The 19,215-nt window shown below is 62.6% G+C and carries 22 protein-coding genes; 20 read left to right on the top strand and 2 right to left on the bottom strand.

Annotation, left to right across the window (positions count from 1 at the left end; all coding sequences use genetic code 11):
* The first annotated feature begins 4 nt into the window (after positions 1-4).
* Genes cheY through HDE77_RS02715 form a run of 9 tightly spaced genes read left to right on the top strand, consistent with a single transcriptional unit; the run spans position 5 to position 7,233 of the window.
* Entirely contained in the window at positions 5-412 is a 408-nt protein-coding gene (cheY, locus tag HDE77_RS02755; RefSeq protein ID WP_184415634.1) for a chemotaxis response regulator CheY, read from the top strand.
* Positions 409-1,053, top strand: a complete 645-nt coding sequence (locus tag HDE77_RS02750; protein ID WP_184415633.1) for a protein phosphatase CheZ — start codon at positions 409-411, stop codon at positions 1,051-1,053. The genes cheY and HDE77_RS02750 overlap by 4 nt, the downstream gene beginning before the upstream one ends.
* Before the next feature lie 25 nt (positions 1,054-1,078).
* On the top strand, positions 1,079-3,190 hold the full coding sequence (locus HDE77_RS02745; protein ID WP_184415632.1) for a chemotaxis protein CheA: 2,112 nt from the start codon (positions 1,079-1,081) through the stop codon (positions 3,188-3,190).
* Position 3,191: 1 nt separating this feature from the next.
* On the top strand, positions 3,192-3,932 hold the full coding sequence (locus tag HDE77_RS02740; protein WP_184415631.1) for a flagellar motor protein: 741 nt from the start codon (positions 3,192-3,194) through the stop codon (positions 3,930-3,932).
* Positions 3,929-5,026 (top strand): flagellar motor protein MotD, encoded by a 1,098-nt coding sequence (gene motD / locus HDE77_RS02735; RefSeq protein ID WP_184415630.1) that lies wholly within the window; start codon positions 3,929-3,931, stop codon positions 5,024-5,026. The genes HDE77_RS02740 and motD overlap by 4 nt, the downstream gene beginning before the upstream one ends.
* Positions 5,027-5,029: 3 nt before the next feature.
* On the top strand, positions 5,030-5,815 hold the full coding sequence (locus HDE77_RS02730; RefSeq protein ID WP_184415629.1) for a ParA family protein: 786 nt from the start codon (positions 5,030-5,032) through the stop codon (positions 5,813-5,815).
* Complete coding sequence (locus HDE77_RS02725; protein ID WP_184415628.1) at positions 5,812-6,357, top strand: hypothetical protein; 546 nt, start codon at positions 5,812-5,814, stop codon at positions 6,355-6,357. Before HDE77_RS02730 ends, HDE77_RS02725 begins: the two co-directional genes overlap by 4 nt.
* Entirely contained in the window at positions 6,354-6,833 is a 480-nt protein-coding gene (locus tag HDE77_RS02720) for a chemotaxis protein CheW (protein ID WP_184415627.1), read from the top strand. The genes HDE77_RS02725 and HDE77_RS02720 overlap by 4 nt, the downstream gene beginning before the upstream one ends.
* On the top strand, positions 6,823-7,233 hold the full coding sequence (locus HDE77_RS02715) for a DUF2802 domain-containing protein (RefSeq protein WP_184415626.1): 411 nt from the start codon (positions 6,823-6,825) through the stop codon (positions 7,231-7,233). The genes HDE77_RS02720 and HDE77_RS02715 overlap by 11 nt, the downstream gene beginning before the upstream one ends.
* Before the next feature lie 44 nt (positions 7,234-7,277).
* Here HDE77_RS02715 and HDE77_RS02710 read toward each other — a convergent pair whose 3' ends face one another.
* Positions 7,278-7,547 carry a flagellar biosynthesis protein gene (locus tag HDE77_RS02710; RefSeq protein ID WP_184415625.1) on the bottom strand — a complete coding sequence of 90 codons (270 nt, stop codon included), beginning with the start codon at positions 7,545-7,547 and terminating at the stop codon, positions 7,278-7,280.
* The gene (locus HDE77_RS02705; RefSeq protein WP_184415624.1) at positions 7,544-8,686 is read right to left on the bottom strand and encodes a flagellar hook-length control protein FliK; all 1,143 of its coding nucleotides are present in this window, start codon (positions 8,684-8,686) and stop codon (positions 7,544-7,546) included. The genes HDE77_RS02710 and HDE77_RS02705 overlap by 4 nt, the downstream gene beginning before the upstream one ends.
* Before the next feature lie 104 nt (positions 8,687-8,790).
* Here HDE77_RS02705 and HDE77_RS02700 point away from each other — a divergent pair, with 104 nt between their 5' ends.
* From HDE77_RS02700 to HDE77_RS20280, 11 genes are all read left to right on the top strand, one after another.
* Positions 8,791-9,195 (top strand): STAS domain-containing protein, encoded by a 405-nt coding sequence (locus HDE77_RS02700; RefSeq protein WP_343206051.1) that lies wholly within the window; start codon positions 8,791-8,793, stop codon positions 9,193-9,195.
* Between the two features lie 11 nt (positions 9,196-9,206).
* Entirely contained in the window at positions 9,207-9,572 is a 366-nt protein-coding gene (locus tag HDE77_RS02695) for a response regulator (RefSeq protein ID WP_184415623.1), read from the top strand.
* An 11-nt stretch (positions 9,573-9,583) separates the two neighbouring features.
* Positions 9,584-11,557, top strand: a complete 1,974-nt coding sequence (locus HDE77_RS02690) for a chemotaxis protein CheA (protein WP_184415622.1) — start codon at positions 9,584-9,586, stop codon at positions 11,555-11,557.
* Between the two features lie 90 nt (positions 11,558-11,647).
* Positions 11,648-12,154: a chemotaxis protein CheW gene (locus HDE77_RS02685; RefSeq protein ID WP_221444095.1), complete on the top strand. Its 507-nt coding sequence runs from the start codon at positions 11,648-11,650 to the stop codon at positions 12,152-12,154.
* A 12-nt stretch (positions 12,155-12,166) separates the two neighbouring features.
* The gene (locus tag HDE77_RS02680) at positions 12,167-13,891 is read left to right on the top strand and encodes a methyl-accepting chemotaxis protein (RefSeq protein WP_184415620.1); all 1,725 of its coding nucleotides are present in this window, start codon (positions 12,167-12,169) and stop codon (positions 13,889-13,891) included.
* 4 nt (positions 13,892-13,895) lie between these two features.
* Positions 13,896-14,777, top strand: coding sequence for a protein-glutamate O-methyltransferase CheR (locus HDE77_RS02675; RefSeq protein ID WP_184415619.1), 882 nt, complete (start codon positions 13,896-13,898; stop codon positions 14,775-14,777).
* Entirely contained in the window at positions 14,774-15,424 is a 651-nt protein-coding gene (gene cheD / locus HDE77_RS02670) for a chemoreceptor glutamine deamidase CheD (RefSeq protein ID WP_343206050.1), read from the top strand. The genes HDE77_RS02675 and cheD overlap by 4 nt, the downstream gene beginning before the upstream one ends.
* 101 nt (positions 15,425-15,525) lie before the next feature.
* Positions 15,526-16,623: a chemotaxis response regulator protein-glutamate methylesterase gene (locus HDE77_RS02665; RefSeq protein WP_184415618.1), complete on the top strand. Its 1,098-nt coding sequence runs from the start codon at positions 15,526-15,528 to the stop codon at positions 16,621-16,623.
* A gap of 17 nt (positions 16,624-16,640) precedes the next feature.
* Positions 16,641-17,819: a methyl-accepting chemotaxis protein gene (locus HDE77_RS02660; RefSeq protein ID WP_184415617.1), complete on the top strand. Its 1,179-nt coding sequence runs from the start codon at positions 16,641-16,643 to the stop codon at positions 17,817-17,819.
* Positions 17,820-17,832: 13 nt separating this feature from the next.
* Complete coding sequence (locus HDE77_RS02655; RefSeq protein ID WP_184415616.1) at positions 17,833-18,138, top strand: STAS domain-containing protein; 306 nt, start codon at positions 17,833-17,835, stop codon at positions 18,136-18,138.
* A gap of 892 nt (positions 18,139-19,030) precedes the next feature.
* The coding region (locus HDE77_RS20280) for a hypothetical protein (protein WP_221444094.1) at positions 19,031-19,215 on the top strand (185 nt) is incomplete at its 3' end.

The raw sequence follows: 19,215 nt of genomic DNA, 5'->3' as shown, positions 1-19,215 counted from the left end.
GTGTTTGGACAAGAACATGAAAATTCTGGTGGTCGATGATTTCTCCACCATGCGGCGGATCGTTCGCAACCTGTTGGTGGAACTCGGATTCAGCAATCCGCTGATCCAGGAAGCGGACGACGGCAACAACGCGTTGACGATGCTGCGCGCGAGCTCCTTCGACATGGTCGTTACGGACTGGAACATGCCCAACATGACCGGCATCGACTTGCTGCGTGCGATTCGCGCCGAACCGAAATTCAAAGGACTGCCCGTGCTGATGGTCACCGCAGAAAACAATCGCGAGCAGATCATCGCTGCCGCCCAGGCCGGTGTGAACGGTTATATCGTCAAGCCCTTCACCGCGATCACGTTGCGCGAGAAGCTGGAGAAGATCTTTGAGCGCCTGGCCGCCAGCGGAGCTTCCGCATGAGCGCCGTGATGCCTGAGGTGGAAGGCGACAACATGCCCGAAGAAGTGCTTGCGCTGCTCAACAGCGAAGACGGCGCGGCGTTCGAACAGGCGCTGGACACCATGGTGCGCCAGCGCGAGCAGCATCTTTTCCGCGCACTGGGATTGCTTGCCCGCGATCTCCACGGTGCGGTGCGTCGCCTCGGCGGCGAGCTGGCGTTCGAAGGCGTGCCCGGCAGCATGGCCGATGCCCGCAAGCACCTGGTCGAAGTGCTGGACATGAGCGCCAAGGCGGCACACCGCAGCCTGGACTTTGCCGAGCGCATGCGTCCTGAAGCCGATGCCTTGTCGCGCAACGCTGCCGAAGTGCTCGACTTCAATGACAACAAGAATGATTCGGCCACCGTGCTCGCACGACAGGCGCAGGCATTTGCCGAGCGCTGCTGCGACGGTCTCGACGATATGGTCATGGCGCAGTCCTGGCAGGACCTTTCTGGCCAGCGCATCAAGAAAGTGGTTGGCTTCATCGAGAGTGTCGAAACGTCATTGCTCGAGCTGGTACGCCTGACCGGTGCGCTGGCTGGCGGCGAGGCGCCGATTGCGGCGGCCAAGGTGTCGAGTCAGGACGAGGCCGATCGTTTGCTCAGCGAGTTCGGATTCTAGTCGCGGAGCGAATGGGCAGATGCTGATGGATCCTTCTCTGGACAGCGAATTACGCGACGATTTCCTGGTCGAGGCCGGTGAATTGGTGCTACGGCTGGGCGAACAACTGATCCAGCTGGAAACGTCGCCGCTGGATCGTGAGCTGTTGAACGCGGTGTTTCGTGTTTTCCACACCGTCAAGGGTGGCGCAGGCTTTCTAGCGATCGATCCGATGGTGCAGCTATGCCATTGCGCGGAGGAATTGCTCAACGAGGCGCGCAAGGCGACGCTGGTGCTGGGGCCTGCGCAAATGGACGCGCTGCTTGAAGCGCTGGACTTGCTCAATGGCATGATGGAGGCGCTGGCCAACGGCACAACGATGGCGTCGCCACCGCCGGGACTGCTTGAGCGGCTGTTGCCTCCGGTTGCCAGACCAATGGCCATCCAGAGCGCAGCCGTCGTCGCGCCGCTGGATGGCGTCGATTCGGTCGAGCAGGCGTTCGAAGCCATGCTTCAGGAAGTGCGCGGGCCGCAGCCGGCGACAACCGACAGCGCAAAGGGCAATATCAGTCACAACGAATTCGAGGCCTTGCTGGATAGCCTCTATGGTCAGGGTGGCGCACCAGGAACAGCGCCGGCTTCCGCTGCGCCGATCAAAAACGATGAGCGAATCGGTGAGGACGAATTCGAAGCATTGCTGGACAGCATCCATGGCAAGGGCGCGGTGCCCGGTGCTGCAGCAGTCACGGTCGCCAAAGCCCAGCCCGCTGGTGCAATCGGCGACGACGAGTTCGAGGCCTTGCTGGATAACTTGCATGGCAAAGGTGGGCTTCCCGGCAGTCAGCCGGCAGTGGCGCAACTGCCGGTAGCCGTCGCATCGGCACCGGCGCCTGTACCCGCTGCAACGGTTGAAATGGCGACGGCTCCAGCCGTGTCCGCCACGACACAGACAGCCGCACCGGGGAAGCCGACAGCGGCGGCGGCGGAGACCACGGTGAGGGTCGATACCGCACGGCTCGATGCGCTGGTCAATCGTGCGGGTGAGTTGGTCTTGCTGCGTAACCGGATGTTGAGTCTGGCGGCACGCAGCAACGACGAATCGTTGGCGTTGGCGGCCGACGAGCTGGATCGAATTTCCGACGAACTGCAAAGCGCCGTGCTCGGCATGCGCATGCAACCGATTGGACGTCTGTTTCAACGGTTCCCGCGCATCGTGCGCGATCTTGCGCGGCAGCTTGGGAAAGATATCGAGCTGGTGCAGGAGGGTGAGGACACCGATCTGGATCGTAGCCTGGTCGAGGCGCTGGCCGATCCGCTGGTTCATCTCTTGCGCAACGCAGTCGATCACGGTCTGGAGGACCCCGCCGAGCGTGAACGGGTGGGCAAGCCACGCAAGGGTATCGTGCGTCTCAGTGCAAGCCAGCGCGGTGAACGCATCGTGATTGCAGTGAGCGACGACGGTCGCGGCATGGATCCGGAGGTCCTGCGGCGCAAGGCGCTCGAGAAGGGCGTGATCGATGCGGCGCAGGCGTCGCGCTTGTCCGAGATGGAATGCTATGAATTGATCTTCCGGCCCGGATTCAGCACGGCCGCGACCATCTCGGATATTTCAGGTCGCGGCGTCGGCATGGACGTGGTCAAGACGCGCGTCGCTGAACTGGGCGGCACCTTGCAGGTGCACTCGCGTCTGGGTCATGGCAGCACGCTGGAGCTGACCGTGCCGCTGACGCTGGCGATCCTGCGTGTGTTGATGGTGCGCGTCGGTGATCGGCTGTTTGCGTTGCCGCTGGGCAATGTCAGCGAAGTATTCGAACTCGACGCGGCGCAAGACCGCACGCTCGATGGTCGCCGCGTTGCCGCGCATCGAGGGCGTGCGCTGGTGCTGGGCGATCTGGCCGGCTGGGCCGGGATCGACGGTCCCGGTGGCAGCCATGTGGTGGTGCTGCACGTCGGTCATTTGCACCTTGGCTGTCTGGTGCACGAAGTGATCGGGCGCGAAGACGTCATGGTCAAGCCGTTGGGGCCGCTATTCGAAGGTGTGCCCGGTGTCGCCGGCGCCACCGTCACCGGCGACGGTCAACTGGCGCTGGTGCTGGATCTGGCCGCATTGTCCGAGGGCAGTGGTCGATTGCTTCCTGCTTTAGGAGTGACTGCCTGACATGGACCTGATAAGTATCATCGGCACGATCCTGGCCTTCCTGGTGCTGATTGTCGGCGCCATCCTCAAAGGTACCGACGTGTCGGCGCTGTGGAATCCGGCCGCCTTCACCATCGTTTTCGGCGGCACCATCGCGGCGCTGATGTTGCATACCCAGGGCAACGTGCTCAAGCAGTCCATGGGCATGTTGGGCATGGTCTACAAGCCACCGCAACTGCAGCCCGCAAACCTGATCAGCCGCGTGGTTGGCTGGAGCGAAATCTCCCGTCGGCAGGGGCTGCTCGGACTCGAGCCGCAGATCGAAGCGGAGTCCGATCCGTTCGTGCGCAAAGGCCTGCAACTACTGGTCGACGGCAGCGAGCCGGAGGCCATACGCAGCGTGCTTGAACTGGAAGTGGAAACGCGCGAGCACGTCGATCTGACAGCGGCCAAGGTGTACGAAAACGCGGGCATCTATTCACCGACGATGGGCATCATCGGCGCGGTGCTGGGGCTGATGGCGGTGATGCGCGACCTGACCGATCCGGCCAAGCTCGGTCATGGTATTGCCGCCGCGTTCGTCGCCACCATCTACGGCATCAGCCTGGCCAACTTGCTGCTCTTGCCCATCGGCTCGCGTCTGAAGGCGCTGATTCACAAGCAGACCCAGGTGCGCGAGATCGTCATCGAGGGACTCGTCTCGATCGCCCAGGGCGACAACCCCCGCCAGATTGAAAGCAAGCTGCAGGGTTATCTCGTATGAGACGCAAACGCCACGAGGACCACGTCAACCACGAAGCCTGGGTGATCCCCTATGCGGATCTGCTGACGCTGCTGCTGGCGTTGTTTGTGGTGCTGTACGCCATGTCCAGCGTCAATACGACGAAGTACCGTGCCTTGGCGCAGGCGATCTCGGCGGCTTTCAACGGCTCGCAGCAAGTCATCCATCCTCTGCAGCCCAACAATCCCCAAGCCAGCCTGACGCTGCCCGCGGGCGTGCCGTCGCCGGTACCTAGCGCGCCGCTGGCAAAAATGCTGATGTCGATACCCGCGCAGCAGATGATGGCACCCATCAAAGAGCACGCCAGCCAGGCAAGCCGAAACAAGCTCAACAGCGAACAGCAGGATCTGGAACGCATCCGCAGCCAGGTCGAACACGCGCTGCAACCCTTGATCGACAAGAACATGGTCGTCGTGAGACGTACCACCAGCTGGCTGGAAATCGAGATACGCACGGATATTCTGTTTCCCAGTGGCGTGGCCACGGTGTCGCCGTCGGCGAACCAGGTGCTGACGAGTCTTGGCGAAATTCTGGCGCCGTTTGCCAACCCGCTGCGGATCGAAGGTTATACCGACGACGTGCCGATCAATACGGCACTCTACCCATCCAACTGGGAGCTGTCGGCCGCTCGCGCGGCTAGTGTGGCGAGGTTGTTCGCCGATCACGGCGTCGATCCGGATCGACTCGGCATCGTCGGTTGGGGGCAATACCATCCGTCCGCCGACAATGTCAGCCAGGACGGCCGCAACCGCAACCGGCGCGTATTGGTGGTCGTGCTGAGCAATCGCGCGGCGCCGCAACGTTTCTACAGCAATAGCGATCAGATCGAAAACACGGCCGACGCTGACCCGGTAGCGCCCGATGGGCACGCACCCGTTCCAGTGGCGACATCACCGCCGTCAACCTCGCCTCCACCCACTGGCGCCGTAGAGGCGCGCGCAGCTGCGCCTGTTGCGCCTACCGCGCCTGTTGCGGCGCCTGGTCCGGTGGTTGATATGCCGGTAGCCGCAGGAAATATCGGCACAGCGACGATAGCTACTTCGCCGCTTCTGCTGATGCCGGATACCAAGGACTGACGCATGCAGATTTGGGCCATCGCCAATCAGAAGGGTGGGGTAGGCAAGACCACCACGACCGCTGCGCTCGGTGCGTTGATGGCCGAGGAAGGCATGCGCGTGTTGCTGGTGGACATGGATCCGCATGCTTCGCTGAGCGGCTATTTTTCGCTGGAAGATCTCAGCGGCATGGGCAGCGTCTATGAGCTGTTCCGCGAAAACAATCCACCCATGGCCGCCAGCCTCACTCGCGACACCGGGTTTCAGGGCCTGTCGTTGCTGCCGGCGAACGCGCCCATGGCCACGCTGGATCGCCAGCTCGCCAGGCGGCAGGCTACCGGTCGCATTCTCGGCAATGCCCTGGCGTTGCTGAGTAACTCGTTCGACTACGTACTGCTGGACTGCCCACCCACGCTTGGCTTGTTGATGGTCAATGCGCTGGTCGCGTCGCAGCTTCTATTGATGCCCACGCAGACCGAAGCACTCGCGCTCGACGGGCTCGAGCGCATGCAGCGCACTGTGCAGATGATCGAGCGCTCGATGGGCCGCGTACTGCCGCGGTGGGTCGTGCCGACGATGTATGACGCCGCCACCTTGCATGGTCGCAGCGCCTTGATGACCATGCGCGAGCGCTACCGGCACGCGGTGACCCGCAACGTCATCGCGGTGGACCCACAGATTTGCGAAGCGGCCGAACATGGCCTGCCGCTCAATCGCTGGCCGGCGGCCACGGAGAGTGCCGACAGCTACCGCGCGCTACTTCGAGAGTTGCTCGGCACCGAGCGCCAAGTCAGTCAGGCATCGGCATGAACGGTGACACGATACCGGCATACCAGGCCGTCGACGATTACCTGGACGAGCTGCTCGGTGATGCGCCGGTGCAGCCTTCCGCGAGAGCGCCGGACGATGACCTTGCATGGCCGCCGATATCGGCGGGCTATCTCATGTGCACCGCTGCCGGTTTGCTTATTGCCCTGCCGATGGGCCAGGTCGCGGACATCCTGCTGACCCCCATGGGCGATGGCGACGAACTGCTGGCAAGCGACGGCGACACCGATCGGCGAGTACGCGTGGCCGACCTGGGCCGCATCCTTGCGGACGACCTGCGCGAGCCTGCCGCCGACATGCTGGTTGTACTCAGCGGCTGGCGTTGGGCCTTGGCCTGCCGCAGCACCGAAGAAGAAGCGACACATATTGCGAACAAGGATGTTAACTGGCGTGTGGCGCGAGAGCAGCGTATCCGTCGGCCATGGCTCGGCGGCATGTTCAAAAGCGGTCATTGCGCGGTGCTTGATGTCGTCGCACTTCTGGATATGCTGGACGGTGAATACCCGGGTAACACAAGCGCATGAGCAAGCTTTCCAATATCGACGCCATCACGCAGCAGCCATGGCTGGCCTTCCAGCTGGATGGGCAGCACTACGCTGCTCCGCTGAGCCATGTCAGCGAAGTTATTCGCGATCGCGCGCCTACACCCGTACCGGGCGCGGCGGACGATCTATTGGGCATCTGTCAGCTGCGCGGCAGCATCGTGCCGGTGATGGACGGGCGTCGTCGCCTGGGTCTGCGCAGCGCGGTCGTTCACGACCAGGATGCTGTTCGTATTGTCGTCTTCGCGCACGGCGGACATCGGGTGGGTTTCAGGGTGGACGCGGTAGGCGAGTTGTTGCGACCGCAGATCGATGCGATCGGGCCGCCCCCACCCGGGCGCCTCGATGGCGCGGACGATCCGGTGCAGGCGGTACTTGCCTGGCAGGGTGGTTTCGTTGCGCTGCTTGATATCGTACGGCTGTGCCGTCTCGCGCCGGAGCTGCAACGTGTGGCTTGACGCGATGGTGATCGTGCTGGTGTTGTTGCAAGTGGCCTTGCTGGTGTTGTCCTGGCTGCAGGGGCGACGGTTGCGGCGTGACCTCATTGGTCAGGCCAACGCCGGGGGCGGCGTGCCTGCGTTACTGCTGACGAACACGCTCAATCAGATCGAGCATCGGCTGCAGGCGCTGGACGAGCGCTTGCGACTGCTCGATGAGCAAAGCCGCGCCGTCAGGCCGGCGCCAATACCTGCCGTGGCGCAACCCGTGTCGCGTCCACATCAGTCCGCCACCCACAACTACGAGTTGGCCCAGCAGTTGGCTCGTGAAGGCTGCGGGCTGGAGGTATTGATGGAGCGTTGCGGTTTGTCGCGCAACGAGGCGGAGCTGGTGCAGCGCCTCTACGCTGGCCGTACGTAACCGCGAGTCGTACGCTCCGTGAATGCGCTGCCCCGCGTTGAATCTCACGCTTTGCCCGAGGCCGCATAAACGCTGGCCAGCACGGCGGCGGCGGCGTTGTAGAGCAGCGACGGCACATCCTTGCTCATGCGCAGGGACGTCAGCAAGGCGGCAATCTGCGCGTCATGGTGTAAAGGCAAGCCAAGCGCGCGCGCGCGCTCAAGCAGACTTTCCAGTTCGTCGGCACTGAGGCTGGGCGGTATTGGCGTTCCCTCGGCACCGCTGGAAAGGCGGAGCACCACCTTGCGTTGCGGCGCTGGCAGCAGCGGCTTCATGCCGTGGCCTTCAGAAACACGGCGCTGCGACTGTTGCCGGCTTGCGGCAACCCGGTCTGGCAGCTCAATTGATCGAGGCTCAGCCCGCTGGCGGCAAGCCGTTCGCGCAGATCTCCGAACTGACCTTCCAGCAAAGCCACGGTGTTGCTGAGCAGCGCCCATAGCCGCACCGACAAACGCAGGCCGCGCAAGACGAGCTCACCTTGCACCGGCCCCAGCGACGGCAGGTCCAGCGCAAAACCAAGCGTCCAGTGCTGGTCCTGCTCGGCGTCGTTGGCGTGCTGCTCCAGGCGAACCTGCAAGACGTCGGCCCCGTGTTCGTCTTGCACCGGAATTTCGACCATCCACGCTGGTACGTTGCGAGCCTGCAACTGAGCGACCTCAAGCCGCGCCAGCGCCGCCTGTACGTCGTTACGCAAACGTGGCAGGAAGTCAGCCGCCTTATTGCTCTCAGCCAACTCCGCGGGCAACACGAACCGGCCCTGCGGCGTCATGCCGCGAGACTGCAACGGCGGCGCGACATCGTTGCCGCTGCCGTCGCGCAAAGCCGGCTGGTCTTCCAGTGCCGACAGCAATCGCAGCAGCGCGCCTTTCCAGTCGTCCTGGCCAAGCTCGGCGTTGTCGCCGGTTGCCTGCGCCAACTGCGATTCAAGGAACAGGCCGCTGCGCTCGATCGCTTCGCGTAAACCCTCGCCGGTAGCCACCTCCTCGGGATTGCTCATGCTGTGCTCGAGCAAGGCCAGTGCCGTGCGTACATACGGTGGAAGCTGGCGCAGTACCGGCCATTGCGCCAGCGCCGTTACCGTGGCCAGTAGTGAGGCATAGCCATTCTGTCGCGGCAGCCGCTCGCACAGCGCCTGGTTGACGTTGGCATTGACGGTGGCCTGCGCGCCAATCAGTTCCAGCTGTGGCTGCGCACCAAGGCTGAGCACGCGAACCTGAAATTGCGAGGGCAGCTGCGTGCCCGGCGCTTCGGCCTCGACCGTCAGCGCGCCGATCTTCAGCACCAGCAGGCCCTGTTCGGTAAACCCGAGCGTGTGTGCGGACAACACGTCGCCCATGCGCCAACCCATGGAGTCGGCACCGGCGGCTGCACCAATCCAGGTCAGTGCGGCAAAACTGGTTGGTTGGATGATCAAGCGTGGCTCCTCCGCCAGCGATCGCGCCAAGTCCGTCGCACCTGCAATCGTCTAATGAAGATCGGCAGATTCGGCAAGAACTTGAGCCCTGTCGCAAGAATGCTGTGTCGATAAAGGCTAAAGCTGCCGCCGTGCTGGCCGATAAATTCCTTGAGAAGAATTCCGACGGGGTTGGACGTATGGGCGGCGGCAGCAAAAACGTGGCAGCGGCAGCGGCAGCGAAGGCTGCGGCGGTGATCGGGCTGCCAGCCGATTGTCGCATGGCCGAATTGCCGGCGCTGCGCGATCAGTTTTTGCTGGCTCTGGCTGCCCCGCTGAGCACGCTGGAAGCGAGCGGGGTGGAGCGCGTCGATACGGCCGCGCTGCAACTGCTCGTGGCGTTTCATCGCGATGCGCTAGCTCGTGGCCAGCAGGTTGCCTGGGCTTCGGTGAGCGCGCCGCTGCGAGACGCCGCCGAACGGCTCGGCCTCACAAAGACATTGGCGTTGCCGGCCGCGACGCCGGCCTGAACTAGAGGTGGATGATGGCAAAGATTCTCGCGGTAGACGATTCGGCTTCGATGCGCGGCATGGTGGCCTTCACCCTGCGCAGTGCCGGCTATGAGGTGAGCGAAGCGGAGAACGGCCAATTGGCGCTCGACGCTGCGCGCGGTGCCCGCTTTGACCTGGTGCTGGCTGACGTCAACATGCCGGTGATGGACGGCCTCAGCATGGTGCGGGAATTGCGCGTGCTGCCCGAGTACAAGGGCGTGCCGATCCTGATGCTGACGACGGAGTCGAACACCGAAAAGAAAATGGAAGGCAAGGCGGCTGGCGCGACGGGTTGGCTGGTCAAGCCGTTCGATCCGGAACAGCTGCTGGCGACTGTTCGCCGCGTTCTAGGTTAAGCGAGAACGCAATGAGCACCGTCAGCCTGGCGCAGTTCCACCAAGTTTTTTTCGAGGAGAGTCTCGAAGGCCTCGACGCCATGGAAGCGGCGCTGCTCGCGCTTGATCAGGGCGGCGATGCTGAGCTGGTGCACCTCATTTTCCGAGCGGCTCATTCAATCAAGGGCGGCGCTGCCACCTTCGGCTTCCCGGACATGGCAGCGTTCACGCATGAAGCGGAGTCGCTGCTGGATGAGCTGCGTGATGGCCGCCGCGCCACTGATGGAGCCATTGTCGAACTGTTGCTGCGCACGGTGGATTGTTTGCGTGGCATGTTCGACCGCGCCCAGACGGGACAGCCGCTTGCCAATGCCCAGAGTGATGAGCTGCGCCAACAACTGGCGGCGACGGTCGGGCGGTCCGTAGTTGCCCCGGCCGGGAAAACCATCGACAAGTCGACGGCGCAGAGCGGCTGGGTCATCCAGTTTCAGCCCCATCCTGGCATGCTCGCCGGCGGCAACGATCCATTGCGCCTGCTGCGTGAACTTGCCGAGTTGGGTCAGCTGACCGTCGAAGCGCAGCTGGATCGGCTGCCGGCACTGGACGCGCTCGATCCTTCCGAATGCCATCTTGGCTGGCGCATCGAGCTGATCGGTGCGGCTACTCGCGAAGCTATCGTGGCTGTGTTCGAGTGGGTTGAGGGCGAGTGCGACCTCAGCATCGAACCGTTGGCGCAGGTCGCGACAGCGCAGCCTTCAAACATCGTCGAAGCCGTTGCTGCGCCTGCCGTGCAAAACGTGGCGGCCAAGGCGGTGGCTGGCAGCAATGATGCCGGCTCGGTGCGAGTCGGCATCGACAAGATCGACGGATTGATCGACCTGGTGGGCGAACTGGTAATCACCCAGGCGATGCTCGACCAGTTCCGCGAAGAGTTCGATCCATCGCGGATTGCCTTGCTGCAGCATGGTCTGGCGCAACTGGCCCGCCACACGCGCACGTTGCAGGAAAGCGTGATGGGCATACGCATGTTGCCGATCGGTTCGGTATTCAACCGTTTTCCGCGACTTGTGCGTGATCTGACCCAGAAGCTGGGCAAGCTGGTCAAGCTGGAAATGATCGGCGAGCACACCGAGCTGGACAAGACCGTCTTGGAGAAGATCGGCGATCCGCTGGTGCACCTGGTGCGCAACGCGATCGATCACGGTCTGGAAATGCCGGAGAAGCGTCGCGCCGCCGGCAAGAACGAAACCGGCACGCTGCGGCTCGAGGCCTTTCATCGCGGCGGTTCGATTGTGGTGGAGATTGTCGACGACGGCGCCGGCCTCAATCGTGACGCGATTGTGGCCAAGGCGCTGCAGAAGGGTTTGATCCAGAGTGCCGACGGGCTTTCCGACGAAACCGTCAATGAGCTGATCTTCCAGCCGGGTTTCTCGACGGCGGCGACCACCACCGACTTGTCAGGACGTGGTGTGGGCATGGATGTGGTTCGTCGCAACGTGACGGATCTGGGTGGCAGCGTTGCCATCAAGAGTCGTCCAGGCGCCGGTACCACCTTCACCATCACGCTGCCGTTGACGCTGGCGATCATCGACGGCCTGAGTGCGGCGGTCGGCGAGGAGTGCTACATCGTTCCGCTGGTGTCGATCGTCGAATCGGTTCAGCTGCGCGCCGATGCGGTGCGTAGTGTGGTTGGCGGCGGCGAATTGTTCCGCTTCCGCGACGAGTACCTGCCGATCGTGCGCCTGCACGAGCAATTCGGTTGTCCCGGAGCGAAACAGCAAATCGAAGACGGCCTGGTGATCGTGGTCGAGGCCGACACCGGTCGGGTCGGCCTGTTCATCGATGGGCTCATCGGCCAGCAGCAGGCGGTGGTCAAATCTCTGGAAGCGAACTATCGGCGCGTCGAGGGCATTTCAGGCGCCACCATTCTGGCGGACGGTTCTGTGGCATTGATCATCGATGTTGCAGGACTGGTCCGCATGCAGTCCCGCCGTAAAGCGGCGTAAGCCCGTGTCATCGCGCAGCTCGCCGCTCAAGCTCGCTGCGCGATGGCCGATACGTTATTCAGGGCCTGGCCTTAGTTATCTGGAATGCCAATGAGTCAGTCATTTTCCGACGGCACCGCCGCGACGCAATACCTCACTGTCAACCTCGCCGACGAGGAATACGGCATCGACATCCTGGCCGTGCGCGAGATCCGCGGCTGGACGCCGGTGACGCGCATTCCACAGGCGCCAGGATATGTGCTCGGTGTACTCAACCTTCGTGGCGCCATCGTGCCGGTGCTTGATCTGCGCCTGCGCTTTGGCCTGACTCGTGAGGAATACAGCGGCACCACAGTGACCGTGATCATCACGGTTGCCAGTCGTCTTTTCGGCATCGTTGTTGATGCGGTATCTGACGTGCTCGACGTCGAACAGAACCATGTGCGCCCGGTGCCGGACATGGGTACCGCGGTGGACACCGAATATTTGAAAGGATTGACCTCAATCGGCGAGCGGATGGTCTTGCTGCTCGACGCGGACAAGCTATTGCAGCCGCAGGACGCGCAGATGCTGGATGCCGCGCTGAACGCGGTTGACGACGTAAAAGCTGTGGCCTGACAGGAATAGAAGATGAAAATGCCCTCATTCAAACTGAAGTTCTCCTCGCTCACCATCCGCGCGCGACTGATCGCACAGATCACCCTGTTGGGTGCGATGCTGCTCGGCGGCGCCGCGATCGGCCTGGGCTCGATGTCCCTTCAGAACGAAGGTACGCGCCACATCTATGAAGAAGAGATGGTGCCGGCGCAGATCGTCGGCAATATCCGCACCGACTCGCTGAAGTCGTTCATCGTACTGGGCGAGGCGGCGAGTGTGGTCGGCAAGGCCGATCAGCTGAAGCAGAAGCTTGCCGAGTACGATCGCTATCAGACCGACCTAAACAGTCTGAAGAAGAGCTTCTCGGCGCTGCCGATGACCCCCGACGTCGCGGCGGCCTTCAAGAACTACAGTTCGACCGAACAGGACTATGACCAGGCCAAAGACGATGTGCTGGATGCGCTCAAGAAGAGCGACCCATCGGTGTCTGATTCGCTGGAAATGGAAGTGCGTCCGCTCTTGATGCAACGCCAGGACGCGCTGGGCAAACTGGTCGATGCGCAGCGCGCGGAGGCCGAAAAGATCTTCCAGTCCCAGGTTTCCACCTACCAGCGCATCCGCATGATCAGTATCGGCGCACTGACGATCGGCCTGCTGTTCGCACTGGTGATGGCCACCATGCTGATCCGCTCGATCACCCAGACACTTGAGTATGCGATGAAGGTCGCCAACGAAATTGCCGACGGTAAACTCGGCCACGACATTGTGGTCCGTCGCAAGGACGAACTCGGTCGTCTGCTCGAAGCATTCCGAACGATGGACGATCGCCTGGTCGCGATCGTCAGCGAAGTCCGTCATGGTTCGGATGAAGTCAGCACGGCTGCGCAGCAGATTGCGCGCGGCAATGACGACCTGAGCCAGCGTACGCAAGAGCAGGCCTCGAGCCTCGAAGAGACCGCGTCCTCGATGGAGGAAATGACCTCGACCGTTAAGCAGAATGCGGAGAACGCCAGCCATGCCAACCAGCTGGCCCGCGGTGCCCGCGAGCAGGCCGAGCGTGGCGGTGAAGTGGCAGCGCAGGCGGTTACGGCGATGCGCGAGATCAACAGCTCCAGCCGCAAGATCTCCGACATCGTCAGCCTGATCGATGAAATCGCGTTCCAGACCAATCTGCTCGCGCTGAACGCTGCAGTGGAAGCTGCACGCGCTGGCGAACAGGGGCGTGGGTTCGCGGTGGTCGCCACCGAAGTGCGCAACCTGGCACAGCGCAGCGCCGGTGCGGCCAAAGAGATCAAGGGGTTGATCAACGACAGTGCCGACAAGGTGCGCGCCGGTACCGAGCTGGTCGACCAGTCGGGTAAGGCCTTGGCCGAGATTGTCGATAGCGTCAAGAAGGTCACTGATATCGTCGCCGAGATCGCCGCGGCGAGCCAGGAGCAATCCGCCGGCATCGATCAGGTCAACAACGCCGTGTCACAGATGGACGAGATGACCCAGCAGAATGCCGCGCTGGTTGAGGAAGCGTCGGCGGCAGCGCGTGCGATGCACGAGCAGGCGACTGAACTGACTCGTCAGGTCGGCTTCTTCCAGCTTGGTGGCGACGATGCGCCGGTCGCAGCTGCGCCGCCCCGTGCGCATGCGCGGGCAGCGGTGGTCGAGGCCGAAGCGGTGTTCGCTGCTGTACGCAAGGCCGCGCCGAAAGCACCGGCCCACCGCGCGATGGAAACCGCTGATAGCGGAGCGTGGAAGGAATTCTGACCTCATGTCCGCACGCACGATGCTCGACGATACAAACAACGCGTCGGCAGGGGCAGGTGGTGCGACGCTTGGCGATACCGAGTTCGCGTTCCTTTGCAACTTTGTCTACAAACATTGCGGCATCGTGCTGGGAGAGCACAAGCGGCAGCTGGTCCAGGGACGATTGGCACGACGGCTTCGCGCGTTGAAGCTGCGTGGCTTCGACGCCTATGTCGAGTTGTTGTGCCGCGATCCGCAAAGCGAGCTGGGTGAGTTGGCCAGTGCCATCAGCACGAATGTCACGGCCTTCTTTCGCGAAATGCATCACTACGACCTGCTGGTTGACGAGCTGTTGCCTCGCTGGCTGGAGGCCAAACGCTCCGGCGGCAAGTTGCGCATCTGGTCGGCAGGCTGCTCCACCGGGGAAGAGCCCTACGCGCTGGCGATGGTGCTGGCGGAGGCTCTGGAGCGCAGCGGCAGCAACGTCGATGCGCGCATCCTGGCCACCGATCTCTCGCCGCAGGCCCTTGAAGTTGCACGCCGCGGCGAATATCCGCTGGATCGCCTGGGCGGCGTCAGCGAAGCACGTCGCAATCGCTGGTTCCTTCGGGGCGAGGGCGCTTTCGAGGGGCTGGCGTGCATCCATCCGCGCTTGCGCGAGCTGGTCAGTATCCAGCCGCTCAACCTGCTCCACGAGTGGCCGATGCGCGGTCCTTTCGACGCGATCTTCTGTCGCAACGTCGTGATTTATTTCGACAAGCCGACCAAGCAGAAACTATTTGAACGCTACGCCGGCCTGCTGGAGCAGGGCAGCTATCTGTTCCTGGGGCATTCCGAATCGATGTACGGCCTCAGCGATGCATTCGACCTGGTCGGTCGCACGGTTTACCGGAAGAATGCTGCGTGAATGCATTCGCTTTGGGACTGACCGCGTTGACCGCCGCTCCGACGGTGATACCGGGCTTCGAGCACATGCGAAGGTTCTGGGAACCCACGCACGGTTGCATGACGGTCAAGGTGCTGCCTGGCGAGTTCTACGTGAGTGCGCAGGAAGAAATGATCTCCACCGTTCTGGGGTCGTGCGTGTCCGCGTGCATCCGCGACCGTCATCGGCAAATCGGTGGAATGAACCACTTCATGTTGCCCGAGCCGCTCGGCGAACGCGACGGATGGTCATCGGCGGTTGGGCGCGCAGCACGCTACGGCAATGACGCGATGGAGCAGCTGATCAACGCCATCCTCAAGGCCGGTGGACGTCGGCAGGACCTGGTAGTGAAGGTCTTCGGCGGTGGTCGTGTGCTGGCCCAGATGACCGATATCGGCCAACGCAACATCGCCTTCGTCAAGCGCTACCTGGAAGCGGAGGGGCTCGAGCTGCTGGCCGCGGATGTCGGTGACATCTATCCGCGCCAGGTGCAGTTTTTTCCGGCCAGTGGACGCGTGCGTGTGCGACAACTACGCGCAGTTCGTGACGTGGCAGTAGCCGATCGCGAGCAACATTACCTCAAGCGTTTGGCAAATGATCCGATAAAGGGTGAGGTGGAACTGTTTTAGTCGGGGTAGGGCAGGCAGACGGCAGGCACCCATGGTGCATCCCCGATTCTTGCGTGCTTGCCTGACGCGGTTCGCATCCACATAAAACGAGAACAGCAGCAATGGGAAAAGTGCGCGTCCTGGTGATCGACGACTCCGCTCTGGTGCGGAAGTTGCTGTCGGCCATGCTCGATTCCGATCCAGGCATCGAGGTGGTTGGCGTGGCCGCCGATCCGTTGATCGCGCGCGAGAAGATCAAGCTGCTCAATCCGGATGTGCTGACGCTCGACGTCGAAATGCCGCGCATGGATGGGCTTACGTTTCTGGAAAACCTCATGCGGCTGCGACCCATGCCGGTCGTGATGGTGTCCTCGCTGACCGAGCAGGGTGCTGAAGTAACGTTGCGTGCGCTGGAGCTTGGTGCGGTGGACTTCTTCACCAAGCCTTCGAGCGATCTGGCCAGTTGTTTTGCCGAATGCGCTCAGGACATCTGCGCCAAGGTAAAACTCGCTGCACAGGCGCGGCCACGGGCCTACACGGCGGTTCAACGACTGGACGTGCCGCCCAGGCTATCGGCCGACGCGGTGCTGCCCCGCTCGCAGTCGCCCGGTACGAGAGGCAGCGGGCGCATCATTGCGATTGGCGCGTCCACCGGTGGCACCGAGGCCATCCGCGTCTTGCTCGAGGCGATGCCGCCGGACGCACCGCCGATCGTCATCACGCAACATATTCCAGCCGCTTTCAGTGGACCGTTCGCTGCACGCGTGAACCACTGCTCGGCGATGCGGGTCTGCGAAGCGGGTGACGGGCAACCGATCCAGCCCGGTCATGCGTATATCGCACCGGGTAGTCAGCATCTCCTGGTGATGTGGGACGGCGCCAAATACGTTTGCCGCCTGCATGACGGTCCACAGGTCAATCGCCACAAGCCCAGCGTCGATGTGTTGTTTCGCTCGATGGCCGCAAGTGTCGGTGCTTCGACCGTCGCCGCGCTGCTGACCGGCATGGGTGATGACGGTGCCCGAGGGTTGCTCGAACTGCGCGAAAGCGGCGCACCCACGCTGGTCCAGGACGAAGCCAGCTCGGTGGTATGGGGTATGCCCGGCGCGGCCTGGAAGATGGGTGCGGCCGAAGAAATGCTGCCCCTGGAACGAATCGCTGCGCGGTTGCTCGCGCTGGCTCAACAACCGATCGTCGACGCCAAGCGCGTCGCGTCCTGATGCACCGGGTGTCTACAATGAATAACGCAAAGTCCGCTCCGCGCCCCCTCGTCGGCATCGTCGTGAGCTTGCTGGCCATTTTTTCAAGCCTGCTCTGGCATCCGGTGTGGTTGATGCCCTTGTTGCTGATTGTCACCAGCATGGCCTGGATATGGGAGCGGCGCCGGCTCGGTGCACGGACCTCCATATCAGTTGCACCCATCAACACCAGCAGCGGGCCGGTACGCGAAGCGCTGGAGGATGTGCGCGGAGCCCTGGTCGACGAATTGGGTCATGCCTCGCGCGAACTTCATCAGGCGTTGGACCTTCTGCGTGATGCAGTGTCCGAACTGGGCGGCGGATTCGACGGCCTGTCACACAAAACCGGGCTGCAGCAGTCGCTGCTCAAACAGATTATCGAGGCACAGGAAGGCGGCGTTTCAGTGCAGGACTTCGCCACGCGTACCGGCGATCTGCTGGAACATTTCGTAGGACTGATCGTGCAGCTATCGCGCGAAAGCCTGCGCATCGTCTATCGCATCGACGGTATGTCCAAGGAAATGGATGCGGTGTTCGCGCTGCTCAAGAACGTGAACACCATCGCCGAAGAAACCAATCTGCTCGCCCTCAACGCAGCGATCGAAGCCGCCCGCGCCGGTGAAGCTGGTCGAGGTTTTGCGGTGGTCGCCGGCGAGATCCGCAATCTGGCCAGCCACTCCAACCAGTTCAACGAACAGATTGGCAGCCACGTCGAGCGTGCGCGCACGGCGATGGATCAGGTACGCGGCCTGATCGGCGCGCTGGCTTCGCAGGATCTCAACGTGGCGCTATCGGCGAAGGGCGGCATCGACGCGATGATGGCGCACGTTACCGAAAGCGATGCGCGCACCAGCGCGGTGGCCGACCAGGCAGTCGAAATCAATCGCGGACTGGGCAACGACGTTTCCACCACGATCCGTTCGCTGCAGTTCGAAGACATCCTCAGTCAGCTGCTCAACCAGACCCGTACGCGCCTGGTCGAATTGCAGGGAGTAGCGGCGGAGACCACACGCGACATCGAGGAAATAGCCTGCGGACCGATGGAAGCCGCAGCCCTGGAAGAGCGTGCACAGCGGGTACGCTCGCGATTGGCCATCCAGCGAGAAAAGGCCCGCCTGCGTTCACGCGGTCCCGCCTTGCAGAGCACGATGGAAGCTGGCGAAATCGAACTGTTTTGAAGGAATGAACGCCATGAATCTCAACGTGCACCACGATACCGAGCAGGACTGCCTGACCTTGCAGTTCGGTGAGCACTTCGACTTCACCGTACACCGCGCCTTTCACGACGCGTGCCTGGGCGAGCGCAAGCCATCGCGTAGCTATGTCGTGGACCTTGGCGACGTCAGCAGCATGGATAGTTCCGCGTTGGGCATGCTGCTGCTGCTGCGTGAGCACGCAGGCGGCGATCGCGCCGAGATCCGCATCGTCAACGCAGATACAGCACTGCGCGGAACCTTGCGTGTCGCTGGCTTCGACAAGCTGTTTGTATTGCATTGAGAGGGTTGCAGCGCCGGCCCCTGAGGGTTGATGGGTCACGCCGCAGCACGTCCGCCGCCTGCTGATTCTTGCGGGTGTGGGAGCGACTTCAGTCGCGATGCTCTGGCTTTGTTGTTTGGCTTTCAGAGCTTCAGAGCTTCAGAGCTTTAGAGCTCAAGAGCGTTTCGTCCTCCTACGGAGGGCGAGTCACTTTTCTCTTGAGTGGCCAAGAGAAAAGTAACCAAAAGAGAAGGCCACCCCGCTTGGCGCTTGCCGGGCATCCATGCCCGGCAAGTCCGTGAGGCGGGGCCGGGCTTTTCGACAGGACTCCTGTCCTGACGAAAAGGAATCGACATCCATGTCGATTCCCCCTGCGGGGCCTATCGACCCCACCTCACCGCCGCACAGGGGCCCCGGTAGAGCGGCGCGCGTCCTGCGCGCACTGTTTGTAAGAGCTGGATCAAAGGCAGGGCCGGAGCAAAGCCAAAGCCAAAGCCGAGCGAACTTCGTGCGCGGCAGATGTGCTCCCTCCCCTGCTTGCAGGGGGAGGAGTAAAGCTAAAGCCAAAGCCAAAGCCAAAACAGAAGTTAAAACAGAGGCCAAAACAGAGGCCAAAACAGAAGCCAAAACAGAAGCCAAAACAGAAGCCAAGGGCAAAGCAGCACCGCGCCTTACGCTGACGGGCTTTCGCAGCCGCGCAGCGGATGCGCACCGAGTGGCGCGCAGGACGCGCGCCGCTCTACCCGGGGCCCCTGTGCGGCGGTGAGGCGGGGGCGACAGGCCCGCAGGGGGATCGACATGGATGTCGATCCCTTTTCGTCAGGACAGGAGTCCTGTCGAAAAGCCCGGCCCCGCCTCACGGACTTGCCGGGCAGGGATGCCCGGCAAGCGCCAAGCGGGGTGGCCTTCTTATATGGACGCCTCCCGGTTTGGCAAGAGTCGCTTTGCTGTGATGGACGAACCGAAGCGGTTGCATTCTTATATCCGGCCTTTGATGCAGGCATGGTGCCTGCTGGCCCTGATGGAATGTGCTGATCCGCGCCTTGTCTCTTTGAAGGACTTCGCGTCCCGGAAGGCCATCAGGTTTAGCGGATCACG

The organism is Rhodanobacter sp. MP7CTX1 (assembly GCF_014205795.1).
Taxonomy (GTDB): Bacteria; Pseudomonadota; Gammaproteobacteria; order Xanthomonadales; family Rhodanobacteraceae; genus Rhodanobacter.
Note: the sequence above shows the minus strand (reverse complement) of the source record. Positions and strands in the feature narration are given on the sequence as shown.